We start from the raw sequence: 18046 nt of genomic DNA, 5'->3' as shown, positions 1-18046 counted from the left end.
TACCAGTATACTCTCCAGTATATCATAAAGTATTATTTTTTATCTGCTTTCGCTTCATGTCTTTTTTGGAGGATTTGCAATAAATCATAAAAACTTACTTGTTGGTTTTGCAAAAGAACAAGAAGATGATAAAGAAGATCTGCCCCTTCCCATTTTAACTCTTCTGCGTCATTATTTTTAGCAGCAATAATGACTTCCGACGCCTCCTCCCCAACCTTTTTACAAATTTTATCTACACCTTGTTCAAATAGATAGGTTGTGTATGCACCTTCAGGCATCGTTTGCTGTCTTTCTTCTATAATACTGATTAATGACGTGACTGCATTATAACCAACCGCCTCATCGAATTTCTCTAAGCTAGTATGGAAGCAAGTTTTTTCCCCTGTATGGCATGCTGGACCACTTGGCAAAACTTCTACAATAAGTGCATCTGAGTCACAGTCTGTTTTAATAGATACGACTTTTTGTGTATTTCCAGAAGTGCCCCCTTTATGCCAAAGTTCTTGTCTACTTCGACTGAATAACCATGTTTCCTTTGTTTCTACTGTCTTTTTATATGCTTCTTCATTCATATAAGCAAGTGTTAAAACTTCTCGTGTCAGAGCATGTTGAATGATGACGGGTATAAGTCCCTTGTCATCGTAGTTTAACTCGGTCATCTCACTTCAATCCCTCTTTCACGTATGTATTTTTTCACTTCTGCCACACTTGTTTCTTTAAAGTGAAAGATAGAGGCTGCAAGTGCCGCATCTGCATCTGCTTCCGTAAACGCCGCTAGCATATGTTCTACGTTTCCAGCGCCACCACTAGCAGTAACAGGAATTGAAACAGCATCCTTTACTCGTTTCGTAATTGCAAGGTCATAGCCATCTTTTTCCCCATCTTGATCCATGCTCGTCAGTAAAATTTCTCCTGCACCGAGCTTCTCTACTTCTATCGCCCAGTCCACTGCTCGCCAGTCCGTTTTCTTTTGCCCACCATGTGTATAGACAAACCAATCCTGCTCTTCTTCTGACCATTTCACATCGATTGCGACAATAATTTGAGGAGAACCGAATGCTTTTGCACCTTCTGTGATGACAGCAGGATTGCTAATTGCCGCACTATTAATAGATACTTTGCTTACTCCTGCATCTAATAATTGTTTCATATTTTCAGTCGTCCGGATTCCACCGCCAACTATTAAAGGGATGGAGATTTGTGCAACTGTCTTTTTCACGACATCTAGCATCGTGTCACGACCTTCAACAGAAGCAGAAATATCTAAAAACACGAGTTCGTCTGCTCCTTCTTTGTCATAAAATGCGGCTAACTCAGCCGGATCGCCAGCATCTCTTAAACCGACAAATTGAATACCTTTCACAACTCGTCCATCTTTCACGTCAAGACATGGAATAATTTTTTTTACCATTTTGTCGCCTCCTGTAACGCTTCGCTTAATGTGAAACGCTGATTGTATAATGCCTTTCCTGTAATAACCCCTTGAACGGTCGTACCTTTTGCAAGTTTTGCTACCTCGCCAATATCTCCTAACGAGCTAATGCCCCCTGAAACGATCACCGAAAGCCCGGTTGCTTCTGCCAGCTCTTTGTTTGCAGCTAGATTTGGACCTTGAAGCGTTCCGTCTGTAGCAATATCCGTAAAAATAATATATTTTGCACCTTTGGAAGCAAAGTATTGGCCGACTTCTACTGCCGATTGTGTAGAAGTTTCTAGCCAGCCATGTGTTGCCACCATCCCATCTTTTGCATCTAAACCAATGACAATCCGGTCACCACCGAACTCTTCTATCAGTTCTGCTACTAGTTCAGGCTGTAATATAGCAAGACTCCCAATAATGACTCTAGCCACACCATTCGTTAAATAGTGGCGTACATCTTCTTTTGAACGGATTCCACCGCCAATTTGTACACTTAACGGGAGCTCCTTTGCAATTCGAATGACTTCATCCCCATGGATTTTCTCGCCATCCTTTGCCCCATCTAAATCTACTAGATGAATCCAAGTTGCTCCTTCATCTACAAATTTTTTCGCCATATCAAACGGGGAATTTCCGTAAATCGTTTCTTGTTCATAATCGCCTTGATATAGACGGACACATTTCCCTCCTTTCATATCAATCGCTGGATATACTTGAATGGATGTCATCGTGGTTCTCTCCCTTATGTAAGTAATCCCTTCGTGGAGGGAACACCTTTCACTCGCTCGTCTTTTGTAATCGCATCGTCCATTGCACGAGCTAATGCTTTGAAAATTGCTTCTATCATATGATGCGTATTTCTGCCATAATGCACGATCACATGTACATTCATTCGTGCCTCTAATGCAAACTTCCATAAGAACTCATGCACAAGCTCCGTATCAAAATTTCCGACCTTTTGCGTTGGAAACTGAGCACGAAATTCTAGATGTGGTCGATTCGACACATCAATGACTACCTGTGCTAAAGCATCATCCATAGGTACGAAGGCATTCCCATATCGTTTAATACTTTTCTTGTCGCCTAGCGCTTTTTTAACAGCTTGCCCAAGAACGATGCTAATATCTTCCGTCGTATGATGATCATCGATATGTGTGTCGCCATTTGCTAAAATAGTTGCGTCAAACAAGCCATGCTTCGTAAATAAATCGAGCATATGATCCATAAATGGTACACCGGTATCGATTTTTGCATTTCCTTCCCCGTCTAAATCTATCTCTACCGATACTTTTGTTTCATTTGTCATTCGTTCGATTTTAGCTGTCCGTTTGTTACTCAATTCACTTCCCCCTTCTCCCAACTTCTTGACTCGACTGACCGTGCATGCCCTTCTAGCTGTTCTAACCTTGCTAATCTTGCTATTTTCGGATATTGCTCCTGCCACATTTCTTCCGAATAATAGACAACACTCGTTTTCTTTATAAAATCATCCACACATAGTCCACTTGAAAACCTCGCTGTGCTATTTGTTGGCAATACATGATTTGTACCAGCAAAATAATCTCCTATAGGCTCACTGCTAAATCTTCCTATAAAGATAGCACCCGCATGTTTTATTTGTTCACTAATCTTTTCAGGATACGCTGTCATTATTTCCAAATGCTCAGGCGCAAGTTTGTTAATAGCTTCGATCGCTTGCTCTAGAGATTCCGCAATATAAATACATCCGAAACTTTCAATAGAAGCTCTAGCGATAGCTTCCCGAGGTAGTTGCTTTAATTGCTTTTCCACTTCTTTAGAAACCTCTCTAGCAAGTTTTTCACTAGTAGTGATCAGCACCGAACTCGCAAACCGATCATGCTCCGCCTGGGCCAATAAATCGGAGGCCACTTCGTCTGCAAAAGCAGTTTCATCTGCTATAATTGCTATTTCACTTGGTCCTGCAATCATGTCTATCGCTACTTTTCCAAACACTTCTTTTTTGGCAAGTGCCACAAAGCTATTCCCTGGACCTGTAATTTTATCAACTGCTTGTATTGTTTCGGTGCCATAAGCAAGGGCTGCAATAGCCTGTGCTCCCCCTACTTTATAAATTTCTGTCACGCCAGCAATACGTGCTGCGACTAGCACAGAGGATGGGAGCTTCCCTTCTTTTGACGGTGGAGACACAATGACAACTCGCTTCACACCGGCTACAATTGCTGGAATGGCATTCATTAAAACAGAGGATGGATAAGCAGCGGTACCTCCAGGAACGTATAATCCCACAGCATCCAATGGGGAAATCTTATATTGAATATAGGATTTTTTTGCTAACCGAAAGTCAATATTTTGTCTAGCCTGTTGTGAGTGAAATGCACGTATATTGGCAGCTGCTTCTTCTAAATCACGAATCAATTGTGGCTCAAAACCAGCAAATGCTTCTTCGAATTCCTCTTCAGTTACTTGAAAGGAAGTAAGCTTTGCACCATCCCATTTTGACGTATATGTAAAAAGGGCTTCGTCGCCATCGCTTTTCACTTGTTCAATAACTTCACGTACAGTCGCCAAATGATTCTCGTTAGCCTGTTCCACGGAACGCTGCAATGAAATCGTATTTGTAAGCTTTTCAATTTTCATAGCGCACCCTACCTTTTCACGTTTGTTGATCTTTATAGTTTTTCCAAACCAAGCAATATATTTAGAATAATGTGCGACGCCCTATTATAGGGATATTGTGACTTAACAGGTGACCGCTATGATTTTCTCTGCTTACGGACGCTTTCCGCCGGGTGAGCGATGAGCCAGCCCCGCCGCTTAGGCGTCGTTGGGCTGTCTCATTTGCCCACTCATCCGGCAGGAGTCGCCGCCAGCAGAAAAAATCAAAGAAAATTGCTTATCTTCCAGTATAGACTTGCTAAAACAATATCCCGTTTTTTCGTATGGGAAAATCCAATTTCCTTGGTCTCCGCACTATATTCAACTGCTATAGAGTGTTTTTCCCTTAATCGTATCCAAAAAATGGCTTAACGCAACAGAATCGTCATGGAGAGCAACCAATTCGACGCCGAGAGCAACTAGATTACCCCGGAAAGCAACCAATTCATCGTCGAGAGCAACCAAATATACAAAATGGAATTACTTTACAATAAACGTTGTGTAATTTGCTATTTTAGTTAGCAATCTTGATGGATTGGAGCTGCAGCCGGCGACTCCAGTGGGATCAAGTGAGTAAGAGGAGACTTCACAGGCGAACGCGTAAGCGTCGGTGAAGGCTCCTCACTCACCCCACGGAACGCGTCCGGCTGCAACGGAAATCCAAGCGGACACCGGTTAAGACGCACTCTCCCCACAAAGCGAATCGAAACATAAAATAGTAAACTTCATTCTTTTTAGAAATGAAATAATATAGATAATTAATAAGTGTGCTACCTTTTGTTCAATTCACTTTTTAGTTTTGCGACAAATTCTCGAATTCGTTCACTTTTTACTCGGTAACTGACAGGATTAACGATTAGCCTAGAAGATATAGTAACGATTCTTTCATATTCGACTAATCCATTTTCCTTGAGTGTCCTTCCGGTCGAAACAATATCGACTATTCGGTCGGCTAAACCAATCATTGGTGCTAATTCAATCGAACCATTGAGCTCAATAATTTCCACTTGTTCTCCTTTTTCTTTATAAAAGTTTGTTGCGATAATCGGATACTTAGTGGCGACTCTCGGTGCGATTTCATTCATTGTTGTATGGGGCAATCCAGCAGTCGCAATATAGCAATTACTAATATGCAAATCTAGTAATTCGTGAACATCTCGGAGCTGTTCTAATAGCACGTCTTTTCCTGCAATCCCAATATCAGCTACCCCATGCTCTACATACACTGGAACATCCATCGGCTTTGCTAAAATAAATTGAATCCTCTCATCCGGGGCTTCTACTATTAGCTTTCGAGAGTCGCTTATCTCACTTGGCAAACGAAATCCAGCTTCTACAAATAATTGATATGCTTCTTCGAAAATCCGCCCTTTCGGCATTGCAATCGTTAACTCATTCACGTAAAGAACCACCTTCTGATACAATCAATACTTCATCAAAGCTTTTCTTATATGCCTCTATATCATTGATGCTTTCTATAAATTGAAGTGTTACCCGCTCGCCATTATTTCTTCTTGCTTCCGCTAACATAATTGCCTTCAAGTAAGAAGTTTCATCAAATAAAAGAAGCGTATGCCTTTCTTCTCTCTTATTTTTCGGAAGCACTTCCAACAGACGGTCTACACGTATTCCAAACCCAGTGGCCCCTACTTTTTCGTCAAAATGTTGGAATAATTCATCATATCTGCCTCCGTTTCCAATAGGAAAACCACTTCCAGCCGCATGAATTTCAAACAACATACCCGTGTAATAGCTCATATGACTGGCAAGTGACAGGTCAAACGAAACAACAGAATAGTCACTTAGCTGCAATTGCAAAAGATGCTGTAACTGTTCTACTTGGTCCATTAAATATTGCTGATCTCCGGTTAAAAATTGTCGGTAGTTTTCAAGCGATTTAAAGTCCATGGAATAATCGATTAGCTTATGTAGATTATCTTTTTGATCTGCTACCAATCCAAATGCAACGAGCTTTTGCTCAAAACCAACAAAGTCTTTTTCTACTAATAGCTGTCTTAACGTATCTACTTGTTCCACAGTATTCGTATTATTCGTTAGAAAAGCAGTTAACACTCCCGCATGTCCTATGGTCATACGAAAGCTCTCTACCCCTAATACTTTCACAAGCTCAACTGCTGTATGAATTATTTCACTATCCCCGTACGCACTAAAATCGCCAATTAACTCTAGACCCAATTGTTCAAACTCTGCTGGGCGACCACCTTCTCGCTGCTGCGCTCGAAAAACATTTGCATAATAAGCTAATCGCAAAGGATTTTTTTCTTTTAGCAACTTTGATGCGGCAATTCTCGCAATAGGAGTCGTCATGTCTGGGCGTAATACGAGCATTTCTCCTTGATTGTCGACTAGCTTGAAAAGAGAAGATTCATCAATCGCGGAAGCTTTTCCGATCGTTTCAAAATACTCGACGGATGGTGTTTTTATAAAATCGTATCCTTTGTTTCTTATAAAATCTCTCGCTGTCGATCGTATTTGCTCTTTCTGTTCATTCACCTCGGGAAACGAATCCCTCATGCCTAAAGGTTTTTCAAACATTTGAATTTTATTCATCCTATCACCCTTTTATACTTTATCATGCTAGAGTGCTAATATATTAAATTAAATAGATTTTAGCCTATTTTAATTATTTCGTCAACCAAAAAAGAGCTTGGATAGTCCAAGCTCTTAGAATTTTTTAATAGTTATGAAGTTTGACAGTCATCTGTACTAGTGGGACTTTCCCCTTTAACCCGCTTTAATGTCGCCACTATAAGAAAACTGACGATTACTAATAAGAGCCATGAACTCACCTTTCCAAGATGAACGAGACTCCATGCATCTGTTTGGTTTGGATATTCCCAAGCACCAAAAAACGTGGCAATATTTTCGGCTACCCATATAAAAAAACCGATGAGCACAAATGAAAGCGCTAGAGGCATGCGATAACGGGTTCCATTCACCTCGTATATGACCCAAGCTTTCCAAAAAACGATGATGACGAGTCCCGATAACCACCAGCGAACATCAATCCAGTAATGGTGGGTGAAGAAATTCATATAAATCGCAGCTGCAAGAGGTACAACTACCCAAAACGGTGGCCACCTATACAATTCTACCTTTAACCTTCGCCATGCCTGGCAAAGATAGCTTGCCACACTCGCGTACATGAATCCGCTGTACAAAGGAACCCCCAACACTTTGGAATATCCTTCCCCTGGATAAGCCCAGGAGCCCATATGTACTTTAAAAAGTTCTAAAGCAAGCCCAATAAGGTGAAACAATGTGATCACCTTCAGTTCATCCCGTGTTTCTAGCCCGGAACGCACCATCCACCATTGCATTAGAAGACAGATGACGAGCAACCAGTCATAACGTGGTAGAAGGGGAAGTGGGATCAGTTTTGTCAAAGCTAAGGAGGCAAAAATAACTACGGGAAACAAACAGGACAGAGCCTGTTCCCAACCAAAATAAACAAGCTGTTTAAATGCTCTCCTGCTTTTTTGAATTGGTAAATTCATAAGTATCCCCTTCCCTCCATCAATCTTAGGTGTCTTCATCGCTTCGATATTCTAAAAGATCTCCCGGCTGACATTCTAATGCTTTGCAAATTGCTTCTAACGTGGAAAGCCTAACTGCCTTTGCCTTTCCGTTTTTCAATATCGAAAGGTTAGCCATCGTTATTCCAACCCTTTCCGAAAGTTCTGTTACGCTCATTTTCCTTTTAGCCAACATCACATCAATATTAATAATAATCGCCATTGTTTTCACCTCAGACCGTTAAATCATTTTCAGATTTTATATCGATAGCATTCTTTAATAGCTTTTGAAGAACAGCCGCAAAAACCGCAATCACCATCGGAGCAAAAATGAGGACTAACCCGATTAGTATGAGACCTGGCGCATCATCTTTCTCCGCTAAAATATAGACTAATGGCAAGGCCACCACATACAAGCCACTAATTATGATGGCACTTTTTTTAATTTTGTTTAGCGCCTTTACAGATAACTCCGAGAACGCTTCGTTTCTGTCAATATAATTTAATAATTTAAAGGATTGATACAAAGCGAAGTAAAATGGAATCGCAGAAATATACATAACCAATAAAAGGCCGTATACTACATAAGCAATATCTATCCCTCTTTTAGCTGCTTCACTTGCCTCAATCGCTATTTGCGGCAACAAAAATAGACATAAAGCAAGAACGGGCATACCAATAAAAATAACAGCTATCTTTAAAAAAAGTGTTGAACTTTGTTTCACAAAAGCACCTCATTCATTTATTATTGTTTTTATTTTACCATCTCGTTTATCGTTTTACAATAAAAAAATATTATTTATCAACTTATTTTTATTGCTAATTATTTTAAAGACAATAAAAAAGCATTCCTTTTTCCAAAGAAATGTTCCTATCTATTGAAATTTTTCGTCCTCGTCGTAATCAGTGTTCACTTTCCTTCGGTTACTGCAAAATAATTGTCGTTATGCTCAACAATATCTCTTCGAACTCGCAACATTTACCGTAAACCGCTTAAATAAAAGAATTGGTTGCGCTCGTTGTCAATTTGGTTGCTCTCAAGCGCAAACTGGTTGCTTTTCCTATTGAATTGGTTGCTTTCACGAGCCAATTGGTCTCGCTTAGCCATTTCCTAACTTTTAATGGTTAATAAATACAAAGAAATGAGTATATGTTTTACTCGCAGTATACGAATAAGTACAATAGGATGAGTGTGGTATCATTAATTGTCTCAACCACATCTTTTCGATAATTATAAAGTTTCTACTTTACAGTCAAAATAAATACAAGGAGGAGTTAGTATGAGTAATGTTTTTGTGAAAAGTGAGTTTGCTCCTTTGAAAAGGGTCGTTATAGCCCAATCTGAGTTTGCATTTTCATCGAAGGAAGATACAAGTGATGAGGAATTCTTAACAGAAGAAACTAAGGATTTATACAAAGGAAAAGACATATTAGGTAAAAATTACAAAGAAGTCTTTCCAGAAAGACAGAAAGAATGGGAAGATGAAAGGGAAAATCTAAAGAACGTTTTAGATAAATACAATGTAGAAGTAATAACACCTAGGCTGCTGACGGACTATGAAAAGGAGATAGGAAAAGAAGATGGCTATAGTAATTTTTTTGTAAGGGACCCCTTTTTCACTATAGGTCATTTTTTAATTGAAGGGTCACTTAGATTTCCACATAGAAGAAATGAAATACTACCTGTTAGAAATCTATTAGAAATGGAATCAAACGAAAATAAATGTTTGTACCTATCTATTCCGAAACCAGATATATCAAAAGGACAAGATTCGGAAGATGGTCCATTTTTAGAGGGAGGAGATGTTTTAATTTTAGATAAAACGATCTTTGTAGGAAGATCTGGACTTGCATCAAATACAAATGGTATTAGCTGGCTAAGAAATTTAGTAAGTAACTTTGGATATGAAGTAGTCGAGGTACCTCTTCACCCTACGATACTTCATCTTGACTGTGCTATTAGCTTTGTTAGAGAAGGACTAATGATCGTTTGTGAAGAAGCATTATTAGATGGCATACCTGAACAGTTTAAAGATTGGGATAAGATATATGTAACATTAGAAGACTCATCCAGACTTGCAACGAATGGCCTTCCTATAAATGAAAATGTATATATTACCGATCATGAATTTAAATTTATCGGTGATGAATTAGAAAAAAGAGGAGTTAAAGTAGAGTATATAGATTTTAAAATATCAAGAAGTTTCGGTGGTTCTTTTAGATGTAGCACTCAACCTCTTTTAAGAAGTGATGACTAAAAAAGAAAAAAGTAGTTCAGCTTTGACATCCAAAGCTGAACTACTTTTCATGTAGAAGTACATTATTTATTATTACGTTCTATCATCTCCTCTTTTGTATATATAATGCGCATTGGATTTCCACCGACAAAGCAGCCTTCTGGAACGTCCGCATTTACAAGTGTCGCGGCAGAAACAACTGCATCGTTACCAATGGTGACTCCGGGCAAAATAGTTGTATTCGCTCCAATCAGTACTCTATCCCCGATTAGCACATCACCGATACGATATTCGTCTATCAAGTACTCATGTGCCAATATCGTCGTGTTATATCCGATAATTGTATTATTCCCTACTTTTATACGTTCTGGAAACATAACATCTACCATTACCATTAGCGCAAAAGAAGTCTCTTTGCCGACTTTCATTTTTAGAAAGGTACGATAAAAAAAGTTCTTCCAACTTAAAAACGGGGAATACCTTGCCGCCTGTATGAAGATAAAATTTTTCACTACTTTCCAAAAAGGTACCGTATCGTACACATGCCACAACGAATTTGCACCACTTACAGGATATCTTTCCGTTCTCCTCATACTTGCTGGCCTTTTGCAATCGCAAGAAGATCACTTATATGATGAATCATATAAGTAGGTAGAAATGTAGCTAAAAACGCTTCACCTTTGATCGACCAAGCAACGGCAGCTGTATCAACTCCTGCTCTCTGTCCACCAACGATATCATGAAAATTATCTCCAATCATCAGTGCATCTTCTTTTGCTACTGCCAGTCTTTCAAGTGCTAGTTCGATAGGCTCTGGATCTGGCTTTGCATGTGTAACATCATCTAATCCAATTATTGTGTCAAATAACGTTTCACAATTCATCAATTTTATTCCTCTATCAATCATGTCTCTTCGTTTTGTCGATACAACTGCTAATTTATAACCTTCTTCTTTTAATTTATGCAATGTTTCGACAACCCCATCAAATGGCGCAACCATTTGGTCGTGATGTTGAAGATTCCATGTACGATAGGCTTCTATGAGTGTTTCTGTTAATTCAGGATTAATAGCATGGAATGTTTCTCGTAAAGTTGGCCCGAGAAATGGTAAAACACTTTCCCTATCATATTTCCCAGGAAATTTTTCTCCTAAAATATGTAAAAAACTTTCGATAATAAGTTCATTCGTATTTAATATCGTTCCATCTAAATCAAACAATAACGCTTTATATGGTTTTTCTTTCATAATGTAACCACTTCCTCTTGTTTTCTTTGCTCGGATTTACGCCAAACGTAGGCGACAATTATCGTCAATACAAAAGCTGTCACAAGTCTGATTAAAAATAAAGGTAATATAGGAACTCCTAAAGGCACAAAGATCAAGGTGTCCTCCACAACCGCGTGACAAGCGACTAAAAAGATAAAAGCAAGCGTTGCATCCTTTTTACTTACCCCATCCTCTTGCACTGCTTGAATCATAACACCGGCACCATAAGCGAGCCCTATAATAAGCCCGGCAACAAGTGTTAAAGAAGCATTTGGTTGAATACCAATAATTTTTGTAAATGGAGCAACCTTTTCGGAAAACTTTTGCAAATAATTTCTATCTTTTAGTATTTGTATTATGATCATTAAAGGAATAACAATAAGTGCCAATTGTAAAACACCAAATGTTGCTTTTTGCAAGCCGAATAATGCTATTTCTCCCCAGCCATCTGGAACTTTCTCGACCGCTGTAATTACTCCGTATTTTGCAATTTCACCACCACCTTGCCAGACAATGTTTATAATTATTGCTGACAAAATAGCCAATCCAAATCGTACGACTAACACAACCCATAATTTTACACCTACTCGAAGTGCAACACCCGTCTCGATAAAAATATTATGAGAAAAGGATAGCATCGTTGCTAATATAAACACTTCTTTTACCGTTAAATCCAGCGATAAAATTCCCGCAATGCCCGCATAGAGATTTAACGCATTCCCTAAAACGAGTGGTATAGCTGCTTCTCCTCTAAGGCCGAGTAACCCCATAAAAGGGGATATTAAATTGATTATCCAAGGAAGAACGGGAGTGTATTGCAGGATAACTATTAGTAACGTAATTGGAAAAATTATTTTACTTAATGTCCATGTTGTCTTTAACCCTGCAAAAAGTCCCCTTTTTAACGTTTCCATGCCATCCCCTTCTTTCCTTTACTTATCCTTATATCGTACGACTGGTTTAACCGTCATTCTTCTATATACAAATATAATAATTGCGATTGCAATCGTTACTAACGAGATTACTTGGGCTTGTCGTAAATCGCCTATTAAATACAGGCTATCCGTTCGCATTCCTTCGATAAAGAATCGTCCGACTGAATACCAGGTCAAATAAAACAAAACCATTTCTCCACGGCGCAAATTTACTTTACGTAATAAGATTAAAATAACTACACCCGCTAAATTCCATATCGATTCATATAAGAAAGTGGGATGATAATACTTTCCATCTATGTACATCTGATTAATAATCCAGTCTGGAAGCTTTAGATTTTCTAAGAAACTTCTTGTTACTTCTCCACCGTGCGCTTCTTGGTTCATAAAATTTCCCCAACGCCCAACCGTCTGTCCGATCAAAATACTAGGGGCAACGATGTCCGTTACTTTCCAAAAGGAAGTATTTCTTTTTTTAGTAAAAATATATGCCGTGATAAACGATCCAATTAGAGCTCCATGAATGGCTATACCACCATTCCAAATTTCAATTATTTTACTTGGATTTTGGCTATAAAAATCCCATTTAAAGATGACATAGTATATGCGGGCACTAATAATAGCAATGGGAACAGCCCAGATAAGTAGATCGGTTAAATAGTCTGCATGAAATCCACGCTTCACCATTTCTTTTTGTGCTACTAAAAAAGCTACAATTATGCCAAACGCAATAATTATTCCGTACCACCGCACCTCTAACGGTCCTAGCGAAAAAGCTACTGGATCAATTACTTGTAATAAATTCATATAAAACTCCCTCCGATTGGCCTATTGGTAATCTGCCTCTCCATTTTGCTCAATTACATCATCTAGACGTTTTGCAAAATCTTCCGCAGCATTCATACCCATTCGTTTTAATCGATAATTCATAGCTGCCACCTCAATGATTACAGCTAAGTTTCGACCCGGTCGAACGGGAATCGTTAGCTTGGTAATTGGTGTATTAATAATTTCTATCTTTTCTTCTTCAAGACCTAGTCGATCATATGTCCTTTTTTCTTCCCATATCTCCAGTTCGATAACTAATGTGATGCGTTTATATTTTCGAACGGCACTTGCCCCAAAAAGGGTCATAATATCAATAATCCCAAGTCCACGGATTTCTAGAAGATGCTCTATTAACGCTGGTGCACTACCGACTAAGGTATCTTCCCCTTCTTGTCTAATTTCTACACAATCATCTGCTACTAAACGATGTCCTTTTTTCACTAATTCTAATGCAGTTTCACTTTTACCAACACCGCTTTTACCAGTTATCAGAACGCCAACTCCATATATATCTACTAAAACTCCATGAACCGCCGTCGTAGGAGCAAGCATGCTTTCTAAAAAGTTAGTTAGCATACTCGAAAATCTCGTAGTAGGCATCGTAGTCGTTAATACAGGAACTGAGTTTTCATTCGAAGCAATAATTAATTCCTCCGGCACTTCCATTCCATGGGAGACGATAATCACTGGGGTGTCAGATGCACATAGTTTCATCATTCGTTCACTTTTTTCTCTGTCCGTTAATAAAGCAAAAAAAGAAATTTCTGTTTTCCCCATCAATTGTATGCGATTGGATGGATAATGTGTAAAATAACCCGCCATCTCAATCCCTGGGCGGGAAATATCGCTAATCGCAACATGACGTCCAATTCCTTCTTCTCCACTCACTATGGAAAGATTGAACTTTTCTTTTATATCCTTTGTTGTCACATGAGGCATATTTCTAACTCCTTTCATGCTTCTTCCTGCACATAGTTCTTATTTTAGCATGATTATTCAATATTTTTGTATTCATTTAACTTTTGAATCTCATTTTGGGCAAAAAAAAAACTGAGAGGAGCATAATGCTCCTTCTCAGTTTTTCTTATTTATTCACTGTCTACTGTATATCGTACGAGCACAGATCCTGTTTTCGCATCCCCGTATACTCTTAGCGGTTCTGCTTCGGAATCTGCTATTTTAGTGAATCCTACTTTTTTATTTAATAATTGTTCAGACTGATTAAGCTGTGTAACATCCGAAAGTTGCACATCAATTTTTCCTATTTGAGTAGTAGCTTCCCCTTTTAGAGAAACGTCTTTTGGTACATACAATTCGACCGTACCTGCAACAGCTGTTCCTTCTATTTTTCGTGCATCTTTATCTTTTGTTGTTAAAATGACATGTCCACTAACAGACGAGCCTTCAATTTCTTTTAACTTACCATCTACATAAATACGGCCATTCATAGTTTCTACTTCAATAGAATCCCCTTCTACATGTTGCACCTGTACGGATCCATTTACAGTTTCTATATCTGCTCTAGTAAATGACAATGTATCTAGCGTCACTTTACCATTTGTTGTTTTTACTTTAAACGAGCTTGCTGCAATATTGTTAGCTGTGAATTCGCCATTAAACAGACGTGCCGAAATATGATTATACGTTTTTTTCGGTACATGTAAGACTACTTGAACGGAAGTAGTTTTCATATCACTGTATACGCGTAATTTATTTCCTTCTGTCGTGAAAATAAATTCATTTGCAAAACGAGCTTTCGCTTCTTCTTCTGTTGAATTCTTAAAAGATTTCACTCGAACTGTAGCATGCGCATAAGTTTCTTCTGTCGGTTGAATTTCAATTTTACCATTCGCTATATTGATGGAAATATCATCAAATTCTGTTGCTTCCCTTACCAATCTTTCCTCAAAAACAACTGGTTCACCAAATGGCATTTCGAAATCGAACTCTTTCATCTTATCAACAGTACCTTGCATAAATTGCATAAAACGTTCACCCATGACAGTGAAATCGCGCTTTAAATCGTCAATAAAGTCAGTGTTCGGTTGCTTGCTTTGGGAATGAGTTTGTTCTCGTTTGGACTCTTCCTTTTCTAACGAAAAAACGGGTGTTGTTTGTTTGCCAAGTTCCTCTAAAAGTGACAATGCTTCTTGTGCAGTAATCGTGCCGTTTTCAACCATATCTAAAATACGTTTACGTTCTTCTTGCATAGTGAAAGGCCTCCTCATAATTTAAACTATAAATCAAATTACTTACACTACTAAATACGATTAAATTTTAAAAAAGTTTCATTTATGATTTTACAGTTGGTTTTTTCTTAGTAGATGCTTTCGAAACAACTTCATCCATTCTTTTTCGATCACGTTCCAGAATCGGCTTTAAATACTTACCCGTATAAGAACCTTTTGTCTCTGCAATTTTTTCCGGAGTTCCAACGCCAACAATTGTTCCACCTTTGTCTCCACCTTCTGGCCCTAAGTCAATCATATAATCAGCTGTTTTTATAACATCTAGATTATGCTCAATAACAAGAACAGAATCACCGTTGTCAACCAAACGCTGTAGCACTACAAGTAAACGAGCAATATCATCTACATGTAAGCCTGTTGTCGGTTCGTCTAAAATATAAAATGACTTACCGTTTGATCGTTTGTGCAATTCGGAAGCTAGTTTGACACGCTGCGCCTCGCCTCCCGAGAGTGTAGTTGCCGGTTGACCTAACTCCATATAACCAAGCCCGACATCCACAATTGTTTGGAGTTTGCGACTGATTTTCGGATGGTTCTCAAAAAATGCTAATCCATCTTCTACTGTCATATTTAAAACTTCTGCTATATTTTTCCCTTTGTATTGTACTTCTAATGTTTCTCGATTATACCGTTTTCCATGGCATACTTCGCAAGGTACATATACATCAGGTAAAAAATGCATTTCAATTTTGATAATCCCATCCCCACGGCAAGCTTCACAGCGTCCGCCTTTAACGTTAAAACTAAATCTTCCTTTTTTATATCCTCTTACTTTCGCTTCATTTGTTGATGCATATAAGTCTCTTATGTCATCAAACACACCAGTATATGTCGCTGGGTTAGATCTTGGTGTCCGACCTATTGGTGACTGATCGATATCAATGACTTTTTCCAACTGTTCGATCCCTTCGACACTTTTGTTTGCCCCTGGTTTTGCTTTGGCTCTATTTAACTTGGATGCAAGTGATTTATAGAGAACTTCATTTACTAATGTACTTTTACCTGAACCCGATACACCAGTTACTGCTGTAAAAACCCCTAAAGGAATATCTACATTGACGTTTTTTAAGTTATTTTCAGATGCACCTTTAATTTTTATATATCGTTCGTCCGGCTTTCTTCTTTCTGTCGGTATTGGAATGAATTTCTTTCCACTTAAGTATTGACCTGTAAGTGAGTTTTTATTTTTCATCACTTGCTCGGGTGTACCAGCAGCTACAATTTCTCCACCACGAATACCAGCACCAGGTCCGACATCGATTAAATAATCGGCAGCCATCATCGTATCTTCATCATGCTCCACAACAATCAACGTGTTCCCAATATCCCGCATGTTTTTAAGCGTGTCTATTAAACGATCATTATCACGTTGATGTAAACCAATGGATGGTTCATCTAGAATATATAACACACCCGTAAGCCTTGACCCTATTTGTGTTGCCAAACGAATACGTTGTGCTTCTCCACCTGACAATGTTCCCGATGCACGGTTCAATGTTAAATAATCTAGTCCGACGTTTTCTAAAAAACCAAGTCGTTCATCAATCTCCCTTAATACTAATCGTGCAATTTGCATATCTTTTTCCGATAAGGTTAACTGACTAAAAAATTTATTTGCTTCCTCAATAGAAAATTGCGTTATTTGACCAATATGCAAGGAATCTATTTTTACGGCAAGTGTTTCTTTTTTTAAGCGATATCCTTTGCAAGATGGACAATCATGTTGCCCCATATATTTTTCCATTTGTTCGCGAATATAGTCTGAGGATGTATCTTTATATCGACGTTCAATATTGGCTAATACACCTTCGAATTGGATCATGCTGTCACGTACTTGTCCAAATTCATTTTCATACCGGAAGCGGATTTTATCGCCCCCAGACCCATGCATAATTTTATTCCATTGATCGATCGGCAATTTTTCAACTGGTACATTCATTTTAATCTTGTAATGTTTGCATATAGCTTCTAATAGCTTTGGATAGTATTGTGAGCTTGTTGGTTGCCATGCAACAATTGCACCTTCTTCTAATGTTAAACTTTTATCAGGTACAACTAGTTCTGGATCTACTTCTAATTTCGATCCTAATCCATCACAATCAGGACAAGCCCCAAATGGACTGTTGAAGGAGAACATGCGTGGCTCCAACTCGCCAATCGAAAATCCACAAATCGGGCAAGCGTGATGTTCGCTGAACAAAATTTCTTCGTGCTCCATCACATCGATTAAAACACGCCCATCTGCAAGTCGCAAAGCGGATTCCAGTGAGTCACTCAGCCTTGGCGCAACGCCGTCTTTCATCACAATTCGATCTATTACAACTTCTATATTATGTTTTTTATTTTTATCTAAATTAATATCATCGTCTAAATCGATAATTTCACCATCTATTCGAATACGTACAAACCCTTGCTTTTTCATATCTTCAAGCAATTTAACATGCGTTCCTTTACGCCCAGAGACAATTGGTGCAAGCACTTGCATCTTAGTTCTTTCCGGGTATTCGCTCAAACGATCGACCATCTGCTCAATCGTTTGAGAGGAAATTTCAATTCCATGTGTAGGACATATCGGTTTTCCGACACGTGCAAATAACAAACGTAAATAATCATAAATTTCCGTAACGGTTGCTACAGTAGATCGAGGGTTTTTGCTTGTTGTCTTTTGATCTATGGAAATAGCCGGAGATAAACCTTCAATCACATCGACATCCGGTTTATCCATTTGCCCCAAAAATTGTCTCGCATATGCCGATAATGATTCTACATATCGTCGTTGTCCCTCTGCATAGATTGTGTCAAATGCCAGAGAAGATTTTCCTGAGCCCGACAATCCCGTCATTACAACTAACTGATCTCTTGGGATTTTTAAACTCACATTTTTTAAATTATGTGCTCGAGCACCTTGTATAATAATTTCTTGATTTTTCAATAGGT

Annotated in this window: 18 protein-coding genes; 1 reads left to right on the top strand and 17 read right to left on the bottom strand. The window is 38.6% G+C overall.

The window, feature by feature from the left end:
* Positions 1–32: 32 nt before the first annotated feature.
* The 10 genes from hisIE to FS486_RS16580 all read right to left on the bottom strand — a co-directional run bounded on the left by hisIE (position 33) and on the right by FS486_RS16580 (position 8318).
* Positions 33–659 (bottom strand): bifunctional phosphoribosyl-AMP cyclohydrolase/phosphoribosyl-ATP diphosphatase HisIE, encoded by a 627-nt coding sequence (gene hisIE, locus FS486_RS16625; protein WP_144513006.1) that lies wholly within the window; start codon positions 657–659, stop codon positions 33–35.
* A complete protein-coding gene (gene hisF, locus FS486_RS16620) occupies positions 656–1411 on the bottom strand; it encodes an imidazole glycerol phosphate synthase subunit HisF (RefSeq protein ID WP_144513004.1) in 756 nt (251 codons plus the stop codon). Before hisF ends, hisIE begins: the two co-directional genes overlap by 4 nt.
* Positions 1405–2148 carry a 1-(5-phosphoribosyl)-5-[(5-phosphoribosylamino)methylideneamino]imidazole-4-carboxamide isomerase gene (hisA, locus tag FS486_RS16615; protein ID WP_144513002.1) on the bottom strand — a complete coding sequence of 248 codons (744 nt, stop codon included), beginning with the start codon at positions 2146–2148 and terminating at the stop codon, positions 1405–1407. Before hisA ends, hisF begins: the two co-directional genes overlap by 7 nt.
* A 14-nt stretch (positions 2149–2162) precedes the next feature.
* Positions 2163–2759 carry an imidazoleglycerol-phosphate dehydratase HisB gene (gene hisB, locus FS486_RS16610; RefSeq protein WP_260858138.1) on the bottom strand — a complete coding sequence of 199 codons (597 nt, stop codon included), beginning with the start codon at positions 2757–2759 and terminating at the stop codon, positions 2163–2165.
* Positions 2756–4039: a histidinol dehydrogenase gene (gene hisD / locus FS486_RS16605; RefSeq protein ID WP_144513000.1), complete on the bottom strand. Its 1284-nt coding sequence runs from the start codon at positions 4037–4039 to the stop codon at positions 2756–2758. Before hisD ends, hisB begins: the two co-directional genes overlap by 4 nt.
* Positions 4040–4827: 788 nt before the next feature.
* Complete coding sequence (hisG, locus tag FS486_RS16600) at positions 4828–5457, bottom strand: ATP phosphoribosyltransferase (protein ID WP_144512998.1); 630 nt, start codon at positions 5455–5457, stop codon at positions 4828–4830.
* Positions 5450–6628, bottom strand: a complete 1179-nt coding sequence (locus FS486_RS16595) for an ATP phosphoribosyltransferase regulatory subunit (protein WP_144512996.1) — start codon at positions 6626–6628, stop codon at positions 5450–5452. Before FS486_RS16595 ends, hisG begins: the two co-directional genes overlap by 8 nt.
* 131 nt (positions 6629–6759) lie before the next feature.
* The gene (locus tag FS486_RS16590; protein WP_144512994.1) at positions 6760–7575 is read right to left on the bottom strand and encodes a DUF817 domain-containing protein; all 816 of its coding nucleotides are present in this window, start codon (positions 7573–7575) and stop codon (positions 6760–6762) included.
* A 25-nt stretch (positions 7576–7600) separates the two neighbouring features.
* Entirely contained in the window at positions 7601–7816 is a 216-nt protein-coding gene (locus FS486_RS16585) for a helix-turn-helix domain-containing protein (RefSeq protein ID WP_144512992.1), read from the bottom strand.
* Positions 7817–7826: 10 nt separating this feature from the next.
* A complete protein-coding gene (locus tag FS486_RS16580; RefSeq protein WP_144512990.1) occupies positions 7827–8318 on the bottom strand; it encodes a DUF2975 domain-containing protein in 492 nt (163 codons plus the stop codon).
* Positions 8319–8873: 555 nt separating this feature from the next.
* Here FS486_RS16580 and FS486_RS16575 point away from each other — a divergent pair.
* On the top strand, positions 8874–9851 hold the full coding sequence (locus FS486_RS16575; RefSeq protein ID WP_144512988.1) for a dimethylarginine dimethylaminohydrolase family protein: 978 nt from the start codon (positions 8874–8876) through the stop codon (positions 9849–9851).
* A gap of 62 nt (positions 9852–9913) precedes the next feature.
* On the opposite strand, the gene FS486_RS16570 is transcribed toward FS486_RS16575, so the two are convergent.
* The 7 genes from FS486_RS16570 to uvrA all read right to left on the bottom strand — a co-directional run bounded on the left by FS486_RS16570 (position 9914) and on the right by uvrA (position 18041).
* Complete coding sequence (locus FS486_RS16570) at positions 9914–10423, bottom strand: acyltransferase (protein WP_144512986.1); 510 nt, start codon at positions 10421–10423, stop codon at positions 9914–9916.
* Positions 10420–11076: a pyrophosphatase PpaX gene (gene ppaX / locus FS486_RS16565; RefSeq protein ID WP_144512985.1), complete on the bottom strand. Its 657-nt coding sequence runs from the start codon at positions 11074–11076 to the stop codon at positions 10420–10422. Before ppaX ends, FS486_RS16570 begins: the two co-directional genes overlap by 4 nt.
* Complete coding sequence (locus tag FS486_RS16560) at positions 11073–12011, bottom strand: nucleoside recognition domain-containing protein (RefSeq protein ID WP_144512983.1); 939 nt, start codon at positions 12009–12011, stop codon at positions 11073–11075. Before FS486_RS16560 ends, ppaX begins: the two co-directional genes overlap by 4 nt.
* An 18-nt stretch (positions 12012–12029) precedes the next feature.
* A complete protein-coding gene (lgt, locus tag FS486_RS16555) occupies positions 12030–12839 on the bottom strand; it encodes a prolipoprotein diacylglyceryl transferase (RefSeq protein ID WP_144512981.1) in 810 nt (269 codons plus the stop codon).
* A 21-nt stretch (positions 12840–12860) separates the two neighbouring features.
* Positions 12861–13799, bottom strand: coding sequence for an HPr(Ser) kinase/phosphatase (gene hprK / locus FS486_RS16550; RefSeq protein WP_144512979.1), 939 nt, complete (start codon positions 13797–13799; stop codon positions 12861–12863).
* Between the two features lie 149 nt (positions 13800–13948).
* Complete coding sequence (locus tag FS486_RS16545; RefSeq protein WP_144512977.1) at positions 13949–15070, bottom strand: DUF4097 family beta strand repeat-containing protein; 1122 nt, start codon at positions 15068–15070, stop codon at positions 13949–13951.
* Between the two features lie 82 nt (positions 15071–15152).
* Positions 15153–18041: an excinuclease ABC subunit UvrA gene (gene uvrA / locus FS486_RS16540; RefSeq protein WP_144512975.1), complete on the bottom strand. Its 2889-nt coding sequence runs from the start codon at positions 18039–18041 to the stop codon at positions 15153–15155.
* Positions 18042–18046 lie beyond the last annotated feature (5 nt).

The organism is Bacillus sp. FJAT-22090, from assembly GCF_007676755.1.
GTDB lineage: Bacteria > Bacillota > Bacilli > Bacillales_A > Planococcaceae > Psychrobacillus.
The sequence above is the reverse complement of the archived record's forward strand: the minus strand, read 5'-3'. Positions and strand labels throughout refer to the sequence as shown.

What these genes read in the sequence shown, in the direction of transcription:
- FS486_RS16585 (WP_144512992.1), bottom strand. Translation starts at nt 7,816, where the DNA reads ATGGCGATTATTATTAATATTGATGTGATGTTGGCTAAAAGGAAAATG.
- hprK (WP_144512979.1), bottom strand. Translation starts at nt 13,799, where the DNA reads ATGCCTCATGTGACAACAAAGGATATAAAAGAAAAGTTCAATCTTTCC.
- hisA (WP_144513002.1), bottom strand. Translation starts at nt 2,148, where the DNA reads ATGACATCCATTCAAGTATATCCAGCGATTGATATGAAAGGAGGGAAA.
- hisD (WP_144513000.1), bottom strand. Translation starts at nt 4,039, where the DNA reads ATGAAAATTGAAAAGCTTACAAATACGATTTCATTGCAGCGTTCCGTG.
- FS486_RS16570 (WP_144512986.1), bottom strand. Translation starts at nt 10,423, where the DNA reads ATGAGGAGAACGGAAAGATATCCTGTAAGTGGTGCAAATTCGTTGTGG.
- FS486_RS16590 (WP_144512994.1), bottom strand. Translation starts at nt 7,575, where the DNA reads ATGAATTTACCAATTCAAAAAAGCAGGAGAGCATTTAAACAGCTTGTT.
- lgt (WP_144512981.1), bottom strand. Translation starts at nt 12,839, where the DNA reads ATGAATTTATTACAAGTAATTGATCCAGTAGCTTTTTCGCTAGGACCG.
- ppaX (WP_144512985.1), bottom strand. Translation starts at nt 11,076, where the DNA reads ATGAAAGAAAAACCATATAAAGCGTTATTGTTTGATTTAGATGGAACG.
- FS486_RS16595 (WP_144512996.1), bottom strand. Translation starts at nt 6,628, where the DNA reads ATGAATAAAATTCAAATGTTTGAAAAACCTTTAGGCATGAGGGATTCG.
- FS486_RS16545 (WP_144512977.1), bottom strand. Translation starts at nt 15,070, where the DNA reads ATGCAAGAAGAACGTAAACGTATTTTAGATATGGTTGAAAACGGCACG.
- FS486_RS16575 (WP_144512988.1), top strand. Translation starts at nt 8,874, where the DNA reads ATGAGTAATGTTTTTGTGAAAAGTGAGTTTGCTCCTTTGAAAAGGGTC.
- FS486_RS16560 (WP_144512983.1), bottom strand. Translation starts at nt 12,011, where the DNA reads ATGGAAACGTTAAAAAGGGGACTTTTTGCAGGGTTAAAGACAACATGG.
- hisIE (WP_144513006.1), bottom strand. Translation starts at nt 659, where the DNA reads ATGACCGAGTTAAACTACGATGACAAGGGACTTATACCCGTCATCATT.
- hisF (WP_144513004.1), bottom strand. Translation starts at nt 1,411, where the DNA reads ATGGTAAAAAAAATTATTCCATGTCTTGACGTGAAAGATGGACGAGTT.